The following is a 13,611-nucleotide window of genomic DNA, read 5'->3' on the forward strand; positions in this document are numbered from 1 at the left end:
TGGTCTGACGCGACCTTCGAGGGGCACCACGGCACGGGTACCCGAACGGCCTCCCCCTCTGTCATCTCGACCTGAGAGCTTCACCGGGCCCCCCGAGGGTGCCCGGCTTTCACCGTCGGTGAGAGCGGAAGCCGTTTCGACACCCACTCTGCTTTCCAGAGTGACCTCGTCCATGCGGTACGGGGGCCTGAGAGATTCCGGGGAGGATTTGCTCCTTCGGCGCCTCCGGATGGTGTCCGAAGGACTCTCCCGCACGGGGTCAGCAGCCGTTTGCCAGCGTACCAGCGAGGTCAGCGATTGAGCGTTCGAGTGGCCACCTCCCTGAATGTGCTCTTTCGTAGTGCTTACGGATGAGTTGCGACCAAATGGAGGACCCGTGCAGACCGACATCGATCCGCGCAACCTGATCGGCCGCAAGGCGTTCGACCGCAAGGGCACCAAGATCGGCACGATCGACGAGATCTACCTCGACGACGCGACCGGTGTACCGGAGTGGGCGGCCATACGCACGGGTCTGTTCAGCAGGGACGCCTTCGTCCCCCTGGAGCCCAGCGAACTGATCGAGGGCACCCTGCGCGTCCCCTTCGACCGGGCCCTGATCAAGGATGCCCCCGACTTCGGCGTGGGCCGCCACCTCTCCCCCGAACAGGAACTGCAGCTCTACCACCACTACGGTCTCGACCTGTCCGCTCCTCCGCCCCTCCCGGACCACGACTTCGGCAAGCTGGCAAACACGGACGAGTCCTGACCCCCACCTCATCCGCACACCCCCTCGCCGACACCTCGCCCCCGACCCCACCGGCCGACACATCCGGCCCCGTCCCAGCCGATCCGCCACGCGTATACAGCCCCCGCGACACGCCCATCCGGCCCTGCCGCCCCGCACGCACAGCCGCCGCGACACCCCAGCGTGGATGGCGGCCTTCCGGCTCACGCCCCCGACCCGGCAACCCGGCAGTACCGTCACATCGCACCGCCGCCGTCACAGAGCCGAGCAACGCCACCAGGCGGCGTCCCCCTGCACGGCAAGTCACCCCGGCACGCGACCGCACTCGCCGACCCACGTAGCCGACCCGCTCGTAATCGCCCGTCCGACCCCTCCGGACGGCGCGCAGTCATCCGCAGACCGCCGACATCCGCCCCCGCCCAACAGGCGTCAGCCCGCCCCACCACCGGGACGGCACGGCCGGCACCAGGCAGTCCGCACCGTCAGCCCTCCTGCGCCGAGTGCCCCACCCCGCCCCCGCCCCCGCCCGGTCGAAACCACCACACACCCGACCTACGTCCACCCCAGGCCCAACCCCACCCGCACCCGCACGCACCCGGTCCCGAGCCCCGCCCACCAAAGCCTTACCCGGCCTCAGAACGCACCCGCACCAGGGGCAGCGGCTCCGCCGGTTCCAGTTCCGGGTCCTCCATCCGGAACGTCCGCACCCGCCCCGGCCCCGAGTCGGGCGTCTCGAACCGCACGGTCACCCGCCCGAGCCCGCTTCCCTGCACCCACCCGTGCCCGTACTCGGAGTGCCGCACATCGTGTCCCGAGGGCCACCGCCGCTCGACCGGAGCCTTCGGCTCCGCTTCGGGCGCGTCATCGGCTTCCTCGACCGCGCCGGAGTCCATCCGCTCCCCCGCCGCCTGCGCGAACAGGTCCTCCTGCGTGTAGTCGGCCAGTCCGCTGACCCCCACCCCCAGCAACCGCACACCCCCGGTCGTGTCCACGGAGTCCAGCAACCGCGCGGCCGCCTCCCGCACCACCCCCGGATCGTCCGTGGGCCCCCGCAAGGTCTCGGACCGGGTCAACGTGGAGAAGTCGTACCGTCGCACCTTCAGCACGATGGTCCGGCCGGACAGCCCCGCCTCCCGCAGCCTCCGCACACACCGGTTCGCCAGCCGCTGCACCTCCAGCCCCACCCGAACACGATCATGGATGTCGACGTCGTACGTGTCCTCCACCGACACCGACTTCGTCTCCCGCTCCGCCACCACGGGCCGCTCGTCGAGCGCCAGCGCCATCGCGTACAGCGACTGTCCATGCGACTTGCCCAGCAGCCGCACGAGCTCGTCCTCACCCGCCTCGGCGATCTCCTCGACGGTGTGGATCCCCGCCCGCCGCAGGTGGTCCCCGGTCGCAGGCCCCACCCCTGGCAGCGTCCGCACCGACATCGGCCCCAGCAGCCCCCGCTCGGTCCCCGGCTCGATCAGCACCAGCCCGTCCGGCTTGGCCTGCTCAGAGGCGATCTTCGCCAGCATCTTGGAGGCGGCGAGCCCCACCGACCCCGTCAGTCCAGTCACCGCCCGTATGTCCGCCCGCAGCTTCACTCCGGCCAGCCGCGCCGACTCAGCGTCCCAGGCCGCTCCCCCGGCCTCCAGATCCACGAACGCCTCATCCAGGCTCAGCGGCTCCACCAGCGGCGACAGCGCCCTCAACAGCTCCATCACCTGTTCGCTGATCGACCGGTAGAACGCGAAGCGCGGCACGAGATACGCGGCGTTCGGCGCGAGCCGCCTCGCCTGGGCCATGGGCAGCGCCGAGTGCACCCCGAAGACCCGTGCCTCGTACGACGCCGTGGCCACCACTCCGCGCGGTCCCAGCCCACCCACCACGACGGCCTTTCCCCGCAGACTCGGCTTGGACGCCTGCTCCGCCGAGGCGAAGAAGGCATCCATGTCGAGATGCAGGATCGTGGGCGCGGTTCTCACACATCCGATGCTGCCCTACGCCACTGACAATGCCCCACTCGAAGAGCCGAAGAGCGGGGACGGCGCTCAGACCGCCCGGTTGCGGCGCCGCGCCAGCTCGTCCGCGGGGTTGTGCCCGACGAGCGTCTCCCCGGTGTCCACCCGCTCGCCGTGCAGTTGTGAGAGGGCACTCTCCACGTCCCGCCACACCACACCGACAGCGATCCCGAAGACACCCTGGCCGCCCTGGAGCAGTGCGTGGACCTCGTCGGGCGTGGTGCACTCGTAGACGGTGGCACCGTCGCTCATCAGCGTCATGCGCTCCAGGTCCCGGAATCCACGCTGCCGCAGGTGCTGGACCGCCGTGCGGATGTTCTGCAGCGACACACCGGTGTCCAGGAAGCGCTTGACGATCTTCAGGATGACGACGTCCCGGAAGCTGTAGAGACGCTGCGTCCCGGAGCCGTAGGCGGGTCGAACGCTCGGCTCCACGAGGCCCGTGCGGGCCCAGTAGTCCAGTTGGCGGTAGGTGATACCGGCGGCCGCGCAGGCCGTCGGACCGCGGTAGCCGATCTGCTCGGACGCCATGGACGTCGTCCCTCCGCTGCTCGGCACGGCCGTCGGTCGCTGCGGAGCGTGATCGGCCGCGCTGCTGTGAAGCGGGTACGGCCCGCTCGCCCCGAGACTCCGTCCGGGGGCACCCCCAGCCGTACCGTCGCCGCTGCTTCTCACGCCGACCTCCGTCCTTGACCTGCCCTCTCGACGGTAGGCAGTCACCAGGGGCGCGTCAACGATCGCCACACTCGGCACGCCGAGTGATAATCACCCTAGGAGTGGTTTCCCGTACCCCGTCGCGGGGAAAGGCTAGCCGAATGCGCTCGGCGCAGGCCGTGGGACGCTCTCCCGAGCCGCCTCAAATGCCGGTATTTAGGCGTCAACGGACGTGGGCGAGCCCGGCGGCACTGCTCATCCGCCGGGCCCGTCGCTGCTCACTGGCTGCTGGTGCCGAAGTCCTCGGGCGAGATCTGGTCGAGGAACTCGCGGAACTTCTCCACCTCGTCCTCCTGCTCGTCGGGAATGGCGATACCCGCGTCGTCGAGCACTCCGTCGCTGCCGTAGATCGGCGTTCCGGTGCGCAGGGCCAACGCTATGGCGTCGGACGGCCGGGCGCTCACCTCGACTCCGCTGGCGAACACCAGCTCCGCGTAGAAGACGCCCTCACGCAGGTCCGTGATGCGCACCTCGGTGAGCTCCTGGCCAACGGCCTCCAGCACGTCCTTGAACAGGTCGTGGGTCAGCGGTCGAGCGGGGGCCATGCCCTGCTGCGCGAAGGCGATCGCCGTTGCCTCCCCAGGCCCGATCCAGATGGGGAGGTAGCGGTCGCCTCCCACTTCGCGCAGGAGCACGATCGGTTGGTTGGAGGGCATTTCCACCCGGACACCTACGACATCGAGCTCGTTCACACAGCAACCCTAGGCCGTGCCCGGGACGTTTGGGTAGTCGGGCAGGAAACGGGGGGCCGATCCTGCCTCCGCGCCACAGCCCCTTTCAGGGCAGTCGCACCCCGAGAGCGATCTGCACCAACGCCGCGTGCAGCTTCACCGTGAGTCCTGCCAGTTCCTTCGCACGGGCTTCGGCGTGCACCCTGGTCTGCGGGTTGCGATGGCGCTTCAGCGGGGCCACCACCTGGTCCACCAGACCGGCCTCGCGGTCGGCGGCGGCCTTCATCACCCGCAGGTGCCGCGGCTCGATCCCGAACCGGCCCAGTTCGGCGACCAGCGAGGCCACGGTGACGGCCTCGGCGTCGTACGCCCCGTCCGGCAACGGAGCGAGGAGCCCGTACGACTCCCACTCGTGCAGTTCTTCCTCACCGATCTCCGCGGCGGCGAGCAGCTCGGCCCGTCCGATGCGGGCCGCCGTGGGCCCCTCGAAGACGTCAGGGACGGCCTCGCCGTCCCGTTGACGCCCCAGAACCGGCAGCTGTACGGCCTCACCGCGCTCCATCGCGTCCAGGTGGTCCCGGATCACCTTGAGCGGCAGATAGTGGTCCCGCTGCATCCTCAGGACGTGCCCGAGGCGCTCGACGTCGTCGGCAGTGAACTTGCGATACCCCGAGGGTGTCCGCTGCGGCTCGATGAGCCCCTCCGACTCCAGGAAACGGATCTTGGAGATGGTCACTTCGGGAAACTCGTCGCGCAACACGTTCAGCACCGTGCCGATGCTCATCAGCCCACTGTCCGCGGCGGCGGTACCGTGCCCGGCACCGCCGCTCGGTGTATGAAGCATGGACCTTCCCTGGGGGTCCCCCCGGACAACGTCCGGAGGAGGGTCAGTAGCCCCGCTGGCTCGCGTAGAAGACCAGCCGGTACTTGCCGATCTGCACCTCGTCACCGTTGTTCAGAGCGACCTGGTCGATCCGCTCGCGGTTCACATACGTGCCGTTCAGGCTGCCCACATCGGCCACCGTGAACGAACCGTCCGGACCACGGCGGAACTCCACATGCCGACGAGAGACCGTCACGTCGTCCAGGAAGATGTCGCTCTGCGGGTGCCGGCCGGCCGTGGTCAGGTCGCCGTCCAGCAGGAAACGACTGCCCGAGTTCGGGCCACGTCGCACCACCAGCAGCGCGGAGCCGAGTGGCAGCGCGTCGACGGCCGCCTGTGCCTCCGGGGAGAGCATGGGCATCGGCGTCTGGCCGGTGGCCTCGGAATCATAGGCCTCAAGCCCCGAGATGGAGATCGTGGACGTGGTCTCGGAGGGCCGCTCGGGCGTCGCACCGGGCCGCAGCGGCGCACCGCAGTTGGAGCAGAAGCGGCTGTTCTCCGCGTTGCGGTTACCGCACCTCGTACACACCAGGGCCGACATGGACGGATCCTCCTGCCGCGGCTGCCCCCCAGGGGCATGGGAAGCGTACGGGTCGCCGGAAAACCCTCCACCCGCACTTGAGGTTGACGGTTGCCCGAAACCTATGCCTCCGGCCTGGGCAGGGTCAACAGACGGCGCGCCCTGACCTCCGGGAACGTCACCACCCGGGCCACCGACCTGGTCCCGGTACAGCGGGCGCTGGCCCTCCGCGTCAGGCTGTGCGCGATGGCGGGCAGTCGCATTGTCGCTGCCCTCTCGCGCGCTCTTGCCGAACAACTTCGCAAACAACTTCACGGGCGATTCCCCTTGACCGAAACAGACCCGCCCGTGGGGCAGGACGAACCCTGATTGAACACACCGGTCGACCCGGACACCCTCACAACGTCCGTATCCACCAGACAGTTTCCACCACGCACCACCCATTCGGTGCGCCGACCCCCCGCAACCTCATGCCCTGGCCGGACGTCCCCCATGCACCTGCGGTTCACTGCGAGGACGACCGAGCGTAGTCAGGCCGCTTCGCCGCTCGCAAGGCGTCCACGACGATCTTGTCCGACCGCTCGACGGTCGCGGTGGCCTGCTCCTTCTCAAGAGTCTGCACCACGCCTCCAGGGATGTTGAGCGCCGGTTCGAGGTCCTGCGGCTTGCCGATGACCTTGAAACGATAAGGAGTGTTGATCTTGTTCCCGTCGACGCTCACGCCCTTGCCGGAGTTCGTCAGATAGGTCCCCGCGACGACTCGCACGCCGTTCACCTGGATCGCCTCCGCGCCGGCCGCGCGCAGCTCCTGGATCGCGTCGAGCAGCATGTCCGCCTCGACCGTTCCCTTCGTGTCGTCGATGGTCATCGTGATGCCGGGCCCCTGCGCGGCCACCGTGCCCGCGAGGATCCCGAGCTGCCTCTCCTTCTCGATCGTCTGCTTGCGGGCTTCCTCGGCCTGGTCCGAGCTGTTCTCCAGCTCGTCACGCTGGTTCTCGAGGCCCTGCTTCTCGTCTTCAAGACGCTGAGTACGGTCGTCCAGTTCATCAAGGATGCGCACAAGATCTTCCTGGCGCGCGCCCCGCAGCGCACTGTCACTGTCGCTGTTCGACGCGACCTGCACGGCCAGGCCGAAGCCCAGCCCGAACAGCAGCACGGCCACGATCAGTTGGGCCCGGGTGACGCGCGGTGGCCACAGTCCCTTCGCCAGCCGCTGGCGCCCGGTCAGCCGTGGCGACCCTTGAGCGTCGGCCCCGGCCGCCTCCGGCGCGACCCCTGCGGGCGCTTCCTCGGGGAGTTCCTTGCGCAGCCTGTTGTCGGGGGTCTCGTCCTGATTGCTCATCGGCCTCACGCCCGGAAGACGTGCCGGCGGATCGCCGCAGCGTTCGAGAAGATTCGGATCCCGAGCACGACGACCACACCCGTCGACAGCTGGGCCCCCACACCCAACTTGTCGCCCAGGAACACGATCAGCGCCGCGACGACGACGTTCGACAGGAACGACACGACGAAGACCTTGTCGTCGAAGATCCCGTCGAGCATGGCCCGCAGGCCTCCGAAGACGGCGTCCAGTGCCGCCACGACGGCGATCGGCAGATACGGCTCGACGACCGCCGGAACCTCGGGCCGGACCAACAGGCCGGCCACCACTCCCACGACGAGGCCCAGTACGGCGATCACGATGTGCCCTTCTCAGTTCTCGGCTGTGCTGTACGTACGATCACACTCGGTGCGGCGGGCAGCCGGAGGTCCTCCTCCACGGAGATGGCGGTCCGGATGCCGAAGTTCTCCTGAAGGGCGTGCAGATACAGCCCGTCGGGGCTGTTCTGGAACCTGGTGCTCAGCCGTTTCCCGTCCCCCACGGCAAGCACGGTATACGGCGGCACGAGCGGCTTGTTGTCGACCAGTATCGCGTCCCCCGCGGCGCGGATCGCCGACAGAGCGGTCAGCCGCTGCCCGTTGATGGAGACAGCCTCGGCGCCCGACGCCCACAGCCCGTTGACCACGCGCTGCATATCGTGGTCGCGCACACGACCGGTGTCGGAGAACCCCGCCGTTTCGCGCGGGTCGCCGTCACCTCCCGACGTGGCTTCCTTGGCGTCGTCCACAACCAGTTTCACGCCCGGACCGTGCACCTCGGTGGCTCCCGACAGGAGGTCCATGAGTTCGGCCTGGTCGCTCTCGCCCGTCTTCTTGAGCGCTTCGCGCTGCCGCGTGCTCACGTCGTCACGCAGTTTGTCGACGCTGTCCTCGAGCTTGTCCGCGGCCTGGGTCTCCCGATCGATCCGGTCGACCAGTTCCTCGCGCTCCTTGGCGACCACGGGCGCCGCCACCCGCGCCTGGGCCGCTCCGACGGTCACGACGAGGGCCGCGAGCACGAGACCGGCGGCGAGCCCGAGCTTCGCTCGAAGGGTCTTGGGCATGCCGCCCGTACCGTCGGCCTTCTTCCGCGCGGCGGCCTCTGCGTACCCCTCGTCGAGGCTGTGATCCATGACGTTGGTGAGCAGCGACATGGACGCGTCCGGACGCGACGCGCGCGTGGGAGTGCTCCGAACGGGGGGCTGCTGCGGCATGCCGCACATCGTCGCACGTCGCGACCACTACCTCCGAATGGCCCCACCGGCGTGCCGGACAGGCCCCCTTGGGGACACTTGTCCGGCACGCGCGTGTGTCAATGCCTTTCAGCGCCCTGCGCTGTCCACGACCGCCGCCCACTCGTCGAGCAGGGCCTGCGCGGAGGCGTCGTCCGGCCCCTCAGCCCACAGGTGCGTGACGGCCTCGGCCGGGTCCGGCAGCACCATCACCCAACGCCCGTCGGTCTCCACCACCCGCACCCCGTCGGTGGTGTCCACGAAACGGTCTCCGGCCGCCTCGACGACTCGTCGCATCACAAGTCCCTTGACGGCCCAGGGAGTCGCCAGATCCCGTTTGAGGACGTGCGCCCGCGGAATGCGCGCATCGATCTGGCTCAGCGTCAGCTGCGTCCGCCCCACCAGCCCGATCAACCGTACGAAAGCCGCGGTGCCGTCGAAGACACTGCTGAACTCGGGGACGATGAAGCCGCCCTTGCCGTCACCACCGAAGATCGTCGAGTCGTCGCGCCCGACCCGGGTCAGATCGTCGGGAGAGGTCGTCGTCCACTCCACCTGCGTACCGTGATACGCCGCCACCTGCTCGGCGATCCTTGTGGTGGTCACCGGCAGGGCCACCCGACCACTGCGCCGCTCCGCGGCCACAAGATCGAGCAGGACGAGCAGTGCCCGGTCGTCCTCGATGATGCGGCCCTTCTCGTCCACCAGGGACAGCCGCTCGCCGACAGGATCGAAACGCACTCCGAAGGCGGCACGCGAGGACGCCACGATCTCACCGAGACGCACCAGACCCGACCGACGCATGTCCGCCGTCTCCGTCGGCCTGGACTCGTTGAGACCGGGATTGACGGTCAGCGAGTCCACTCCGAGCTTGCCGAGCAGGCTGGGAAGCACCAGCCCCGCACTGCCGTTGGACGCGTCGACGACGACCTTGAGTCCCGACTCGGCGATACCCGACGTGTCGACGTTCCGCAGCAGCGATCCGGTGTACGAGTCGAAGACACTCGCCGGGAAATGCAGGTCCCCGATCTCACCCGGGAAGGCTCGCCGGTACTCCTGACGTGCGAACACCCGGTCCAACTTCCGCTGGCTGCCCTGCGAGAGGTCAGCCCCACGCCCGTCGAAGAACATGATGTCCACCGAATCCGGCACCCCAGGCGTGGTCCGGATCATGATCCCGCCGGCACTGCCCCGCGCGGTCTGCTGCCGTGCGACCGGCAGCGGTACGTTCTCCAGGTCTCGTACGTCGATGGCGCTGGCCTGCAGCGCTGAGATGACCGCCCGCTTGAGCGCACGGGCGCCACGGGAGTGGTCTCGAGCCGTGGTGACGGTCGAGCCCTTCTTGAGCGTGGTGGCGTAGGCGCCGGCGATACGAACCGCCAACTCTGGTGTGATCTCCACATTGAGGATCCCGGAGACCCCGCGCGCGCCGAAGAGGTGCGCTTGTCCCCTGGACTCCCAGATGACAGAGGTGTTGACGAACGCACCGGCCTCGATGGTCTTGAACGGGTAGACCCGTACGTTGCCCTGCACGATCGATTCCTCGCCGATCAGGCACTCGTCCCCGATGACCGCGCCGTCCTCGATCCGAGCCGCACGCATGATGTCGGTGTTCTTTCCGACGACACAGCCCCGCAGATTGCTGTGCTGTCCGATGTACACGTTGTCGTGGACGACGGCCTTGTGCAGAAAGGCCCCGCTCTTCACAACGACGTTCGAACCGACGACGGTGTGCTCACGAATTTCCGCACCGGCCTCGACCTTGGCGTAGTCCCCGATATACAGGGGCCCGCGCAGATCTGCGTCGGGATGCACCTCGGCACCCTCGGCCACCCACACTCCCGGGGAGATCTCGAAGCCGTCGATCTCGACGTCTACCTTGCCCTCCAGGACGTCGGCCTGGGCCTTGACATAGCTCTCGTGAGTACCGACGTCCTCCCAGTAGCCCTCCGCGATGTAGCCGTAGACCGGCTTGCCCTCCTTCATCAACTGCGGGAAGACATCGCCGGACCAGTCGACGGGCACATCGGGCTCGACATAGTCGAAGACCTCGGGCTCCATCACGTAGATGCCGGTGTTCACCGTGTCCGAGAAAACCTGACCCCAGGTCGGCTTCTCGAGGAAGCGCTCGACCTTCCCCTCCTCGTCGACGATGGTGATGCCGAATTCGAGGGGGTTGGGCACACGCGTCAGACAGACGGTGACGAGCGCGCCCTTTTCTTTGTGGAAATTAACGAGCTCAGTGAGATCGAAGTCGGTCAGGGCATCACCGGAGATGACGAGGAAAGCATCGTCCTTCAACGCCTCTTCGGCGTTCTTGACGCTTCCGGCGGTACCGAGTGGCTTCTCCTCATTGGCATAGGTGAGCTCCATACCGAGCTCCTCACCGTCACCGAAGTAGTTCTTGACCAATGAGGCCAAGAACTGGACGGTAACGACGGTCTCGTTGAGCCCATGCCTTTTGAGCAGCCGCAGAACGTGCTCCATGATCGGCCGGTTGACCACCGGCAGGAGCGGCTTGGGCATGCTTGAGGTCATAGGGCGAAGGCGTGTGCCTTCGCCTCCGGCCATCACGACGGCCTTCATGTCGGAAGCGTCCTCCTCTAAGAGATGACGGTCTAGCCGACTTCACCCGTCCAGATTGTCCCGCACTTTTCCACCGCGGGCCATCGGGCAGATACAGCCACGGCTAGGGGCGAGTTCAGTCGGCCATGGCGTCCGCACGAACCAGGCGGCGGACCTGTACCACGTAGAGGACTCCTGCCCACCAGTACAGCGTTGTACCCCATCCGGCGAACGCCCATCCGAAAATAGCAGCGAGTGACGGGAGCCAGCCACTTCCGTCACTGAGCAGAAGCAGCGGGAACGCGTACATCAGGTTGAAGGTGGCGGCCTTGCCCAGGAAGTTCACCTGCGGCGGCGGATAGCCGTGACGCCTGAGGATGCCCACCATCACCAACAGGACCAACTCTCGCGCCAGAAGTGCAGCGGTCAACCAAATAGGCAGAATCTCGCGCCAGGTGAGACCGACCAGAGTCGAGAGAATGTAGAGCCGGTCGGCCGCGGGGTCGAGGAGCCGGCCGAGGCTGCTGATCTGGTTCCATCGCCTGGCCAGCTTCCCGTCCAGGTAGTCACTCACGCCGCTCAGCGCCAGCACCAGGAGCGCCCAACCGTCACTCTCGGGACCGCCGAACTCAGGCCTGAGAATCAGCCACAGGAAGAGCGGTACGCCGGCAAGACGCGCCATGCTGAGGATGTTGGGGATGGTGAGGACCCGGTCCGTCTGTACGCGGGTCTCCTGGACCTCCACCCGGGGGCCTCCTGTGGGAAACGTGCCAACGATGCTCCCTGACCTTACCCCAACGCAAAAAAGCTCTGGCTCTTGGGCTTGTGTGCCCAAGAGCCAGAGCTCTAAAAGAAGTTCGGCGGCGTCCTACTCTCCCACAGGGTCCCCCCTGCAGTACCATCGGCGCTGTAAGGCTTAGCTTCCGGGTTCGGAATGTAACCGGGCGTTTCCCTCACGCTAAAACCACCGAAACACTATGAAACTGAACTGCCGCACCACACCCGTGGCCCTGGGTATGGGGCTGTTCGTGGTTTCAGAACCAACACAGTGGACGCGAGCAACTGAGGACAAGCCCTCGGCCTATTAGTACCGGTCACCTCCACACGTTACCGTGCTTCCAGATCCGGCCTATCAACCCAGTCGTCTACTGGGAGCCTTAACCCCTCAAAGGGGGTGGGAATACTCATCTCGAAGCAGGCTTCCCGCTTAGATGCTTTCAGCGGTTATCCCTCCCGAACGTAGCCAACCAGCCATGCCCTTGGCAGAACAACTGGCACACCAGAGGTTCGTCCGTCCCGGTCCTCTCGTACTAGGGACAGCCCTTCTCAATATTCCTACGCGCGCAGCGGATAGGGACCGAACTGTCTCACGACGTTCTAAACCCAGCTCGCGTACCGCTTTAATGGGCGAACAGCCCAACCCTTGGGACCGACTCCAGCCCCAGGATGCGACGAGCCGACATCGAGGTGCCAAACCATCCCGTCGATATGGACTCTTGGGGAAGATCAGCCTGTTATCCCCGGGGTACCTTTTATCCGTTGAGCGACGGCGCTTCCACAAGCCACCGCCGGATCACTAGTCCCGACTTTCGTCCCTGCTCGACCCGTCGGTCTCACAGTCAAGCTCCCTTGTGCACTTACACTCAACACCTGATTGCCAACCAGGCTGAGGGAACCTTTGGGCGCCTCCGTTACTCTTTAGGAGGCAACCGCCCCAGTTAAACTACCCATCAGACACTGTCCCTGATCCGGATCACGGACCCAGGTTAGACATCCAGCACGACCAGACTGGTATTTCAACGACGACTCCACCTGAACTGGCGTCCAAGCTTCACAGTCTCCCAGCTATCCTACACAAGCCGAACCGAACACCAATATCAAACTGTAGTAAAGGTCCCGGGGTCTTTCCGTCCTGCTGCGCGAAACGAGCATCTTTACTCGTAGTGCAATTTCACCGGGCCTATGGTTGAGACAGTCGAGAAGTCGTTACGCCATTCGTGCAGGTCGGAACTTACCCGACAAGGAATTTCGCTACCTTAGGATGGTTATAGTTACCACCGCCGTTTACTGGCGCTTAAGTTCTCAGCTTCGCCAAGACGAATCCTGACTAACCGGTCCCCTTAACGTTCCAGCACCGGGCAGGCGTCAGTCCGTATACATCGCCTTACGGCTTCGCACGGACCTGTGTTTTTAGTAAACAGTCGCTTCTCGCTGGTCTCTGCGGCCACCCCCAGCTCGAGGAGCACGTCCTCTCACCAGTGATGGCCCCCCTTCTCCCGAAGTTACGGGGGCATTTTGCCGAGTTCCTTAACCATAGTTCACCCGAACGCCTCGGTATTCTCTACCTGACCACCTGAGTCGGTTTAGGGTACGGGCCGCCATGAAACTCGCTAGAGGCTTTTCTCGACAGCATAGGATCATCCACTTCACCACAATCGGCTCGGCATCAGGTCTCAGACTATTGCCAGGCGGATTTACCTACCTGACGTCCTACACCCTTACCCCGGGACAACCACCGCCCGGGATGGACTACCTTCCTGCGTCACCCCATCACTCACCTACTACAAGTCTGGTCCGTCGGCTCCACCACTTTCCTTTCCCCGAAGGGTCCGGAACGGCTTCACGGACTTAGCATCGCCTGATTCAATGTTTGACGCTTCACAGCGGGTACCGGAATATCAACCGGTTATCCATCGACTACGCCTGTCGGCCTCGCCTTAGGTCCCGACTTACCCTGGGCAGATCAGCTTGACCCAGGAACCCTTAGTCAATCGGCGCACACGTTTCCCACGTGTGTATCGCTACTCATGCCTGCATTCTCACTCGTGAACCGTCCACCACTCGCTTACACGGCGGCTTCACCCGGCACACGACGCTCCCCTACCCATCACAGCGGGCGTTGGCCCTCATGCTGCAATGACACGACTTCGG

Annotated in this window: 11 protein-coding genes, 2 rRNA genes and 1 riboswitch (1 of these 14 running past the window's edge); of the genes, 1 reads left to right on the forward strand and 12 read right to left on the reverse strand. The window is 66.1% G+C overall.

All coding sequences use genetic code 11. The features are described 5' to 3' along the window. Nucleotides 1-165: 165 nt before the first annotated feature. Nucleotides 166-262: riboswitch (glycine riboswitch) on the reverse strand. Between the two features lie 114 nt (nucleotides 263-376). Then, nucleotides 377-748: a PRC-barrel domain-containing protein gene (locus tag OHA64_RS08325; protein WP_405610190.1), complete on the forward strand. Its 372-nt coding sequence runs from the start codon at nucleotides 377-379 to the stop codon at nucleotides 746-748. Between the two features lie 602 nt (nucleotides 749-1,350). On the opposite strand, the gene OHA64_RS08330 is transcribed toward OHA64_RS08325, so the two are convergent. The 12 genes from OHA64_RS08330 to OHA64_RS08385 all read right to left on the reverse strand — a co-directional run. Then, the gene (locus OHA64_RS08330; protein WP_405610193.1) at nucleotides 1,351-2,700 is read right to left on the reverse strand and encodes a DNA polymerase IV; all 1,350 of its coding nucleotides are present in this window, start codon (nucleotides 2,698-2,700) and stop codon (nucleotides 1,351-1,353) included. Nucleotides 2,701-2,766: 66 nt separating this feature from the next. Next, a complete protein-coding gene (locus OHA64_RS08335; protein ID WP_405610196.1) occupies nucleotides 2,767-3,411 on the reverse strand; it encodes a MerR family transcriptional regulator in 645 nt (214 codons plus the stop codon). A 257-nt stretch (nucleotides 3,412-3,668) separates the two neighbouring features. Next, complete coding sequence (locus OHA64_RS08340; protein ID WP_004002801.1) at nucleotides 3,669-4,142, reverse strand: bifunctional nuclease family protein; 474 nt, start codon at nucleotides 4,140-4,142, stop codon at nucleotides 3,669-3,671. Nucleotides 4,143-4,227: 85 nt separating this feature from the next. Further along, a complete protein-coding gene (locus OHA64_RS08345; RefSeq protein ID WP_405610199.1) occupies nucleotides 4,228-4,965 on the reverse strand; it encodes a MerR family transcriptional regulator in 738 nt (245 codons plus the stop codon). A gap of 43 nt (nucleotides 4,966-5,008) precedes the next feature. Next, entirely contained in the window at nucleotides 5,009-5,968 is a 960-nt protein-coding gene (locus OHA64_RS08350; protein ID WP_405610202.1) for an FHA domain-containing protein, read from the reverse strand. Between the two features lie 61 nt (nucleotides 5,969-6,029). After that, on the reverse strand, nucleotides 6,030-6,866 hold the full coding sequence (locus OHA64_RS08355) for a DUF881 domain-containing protein (protein WP_405610205.1): 837 nt from the start codon (nucleotides 6,864-6,866) through the stop codon (nucleotides 6,030-6,032). A gap of 5 nt (nucleotides 6,867-6,871) precedes the next feature. Continuing rightward, nucleotides 6,872-7,204: a small basic family protein gene (locus OHA64_RS08360; RefSeq protein ID WP_003988855.1), complete on the reverse strand. Its 333-nt coding sequence runs from the start codon at nucleotides 7,202-7,204 to the stop codon at nucleotides 6,872-6,874. Further along, complete coding sequence (locus tag OHA64_RS08365; protein ID WP_405610208.1) at nucleotides 7,201-8,106, reverse strand: DUF881 domain-containing protein; 906 nt, start codon at nucleotides 8,104-8,106, stop codon at nucleotides 7,201-7,203. Before OHA64_RS08365 ends, OHA64_RS08360 begins: the two co-directional genes overlap by 4 nt. Before the next feature lie 99 nt (nucleotides 8,107-8,205). Next, on the reverse strand, nucleotides 8,206-10,701 hold the full coding sequence (locus tag OHA64_RS08370) for a sugar phosphate nucleotidyltransferase (protein WP_405610211.1): 2,496 nt from the start codon (nucleotides 10,699-10,701) through the stop codon (nucleotides 8,206-8,208). A 115-nt stretch (nucleotides 10,702-10,816) separates the two neighbouring features. Next, entirely contained in the window at nucleotides 10,817-11,425 is a 609-nt protein-coding gene (locus OHA64_RS08375) for a CDP-alcohol phosphatidyltransferase family protein (protein WP_405610214.1), read from the reverse strand. A gap of 110 nt (nucleotides 11,426-11,535) precedes the next feature. Beyond that, nucleotides 11,536-11,652 (reverse strand): 5S ribosomal RNA (gene rrf, locus OHA64_RS08380). A 92-nt stretch (nucleotides 11,653-11,744) separates the two neighbouring features. Continuing rightward, a 23S ribosomal RNA gene (locus OHA64_RS08385) occupies nucleotides 11,745-13,611 on the reverse strand; it runs 1,256 nt beyond the window's last position.

It is taken from the genome of Streptomyces sp. NBC_00076, from assembly GCF_045041235.1.
Lineage (GTDB): Bacteria > Actinomycetota > Actinomycetes > Streptomycetales > Streptomycetaceae > Streptomyces.

Excerpts from the sequence above, each read along its gene's own strand:
- OHA64_RS08345 (WP_405610199.1), bottom strand. The coding sequence starts at position 4,965 with ATGCTTCATACACCGAGCGGCGGTGCCGGGCACGGTACCGCCGCCGCG.
- OHA64_RS08370 (WP_405610211.1), bottom strand. The coding sequence starts at position 10,701 with ATGAAGGCCGTCGTGATGGCCGGAGGCGAAGGCACACGCCTTCGCCCT.
- OHA64_RS08350 (WP_405610202.1), bottom strand. The coding sequence starts at position 5,968 with ATGGGTGGTGCGTGGTGGAAACTGTCTGGTGGATACGGACGTTGTGAG.
- OHA64_RS08365 (WP_405610208.1), bottom strand. The coding sequence starts at position 8,106 with ATGTGCGGCATGCCGCAGCAGCCCCCCGTTCGGAGCACTCCCACGCGC.
- OHA64_RS08355 (WP_405610205.1), bottom strand. The coding sequence starts at position 6,866 with ATGAGCAATCAGGACGAGACCCCCGACAACAGGCTGCGCAAGGAACTC.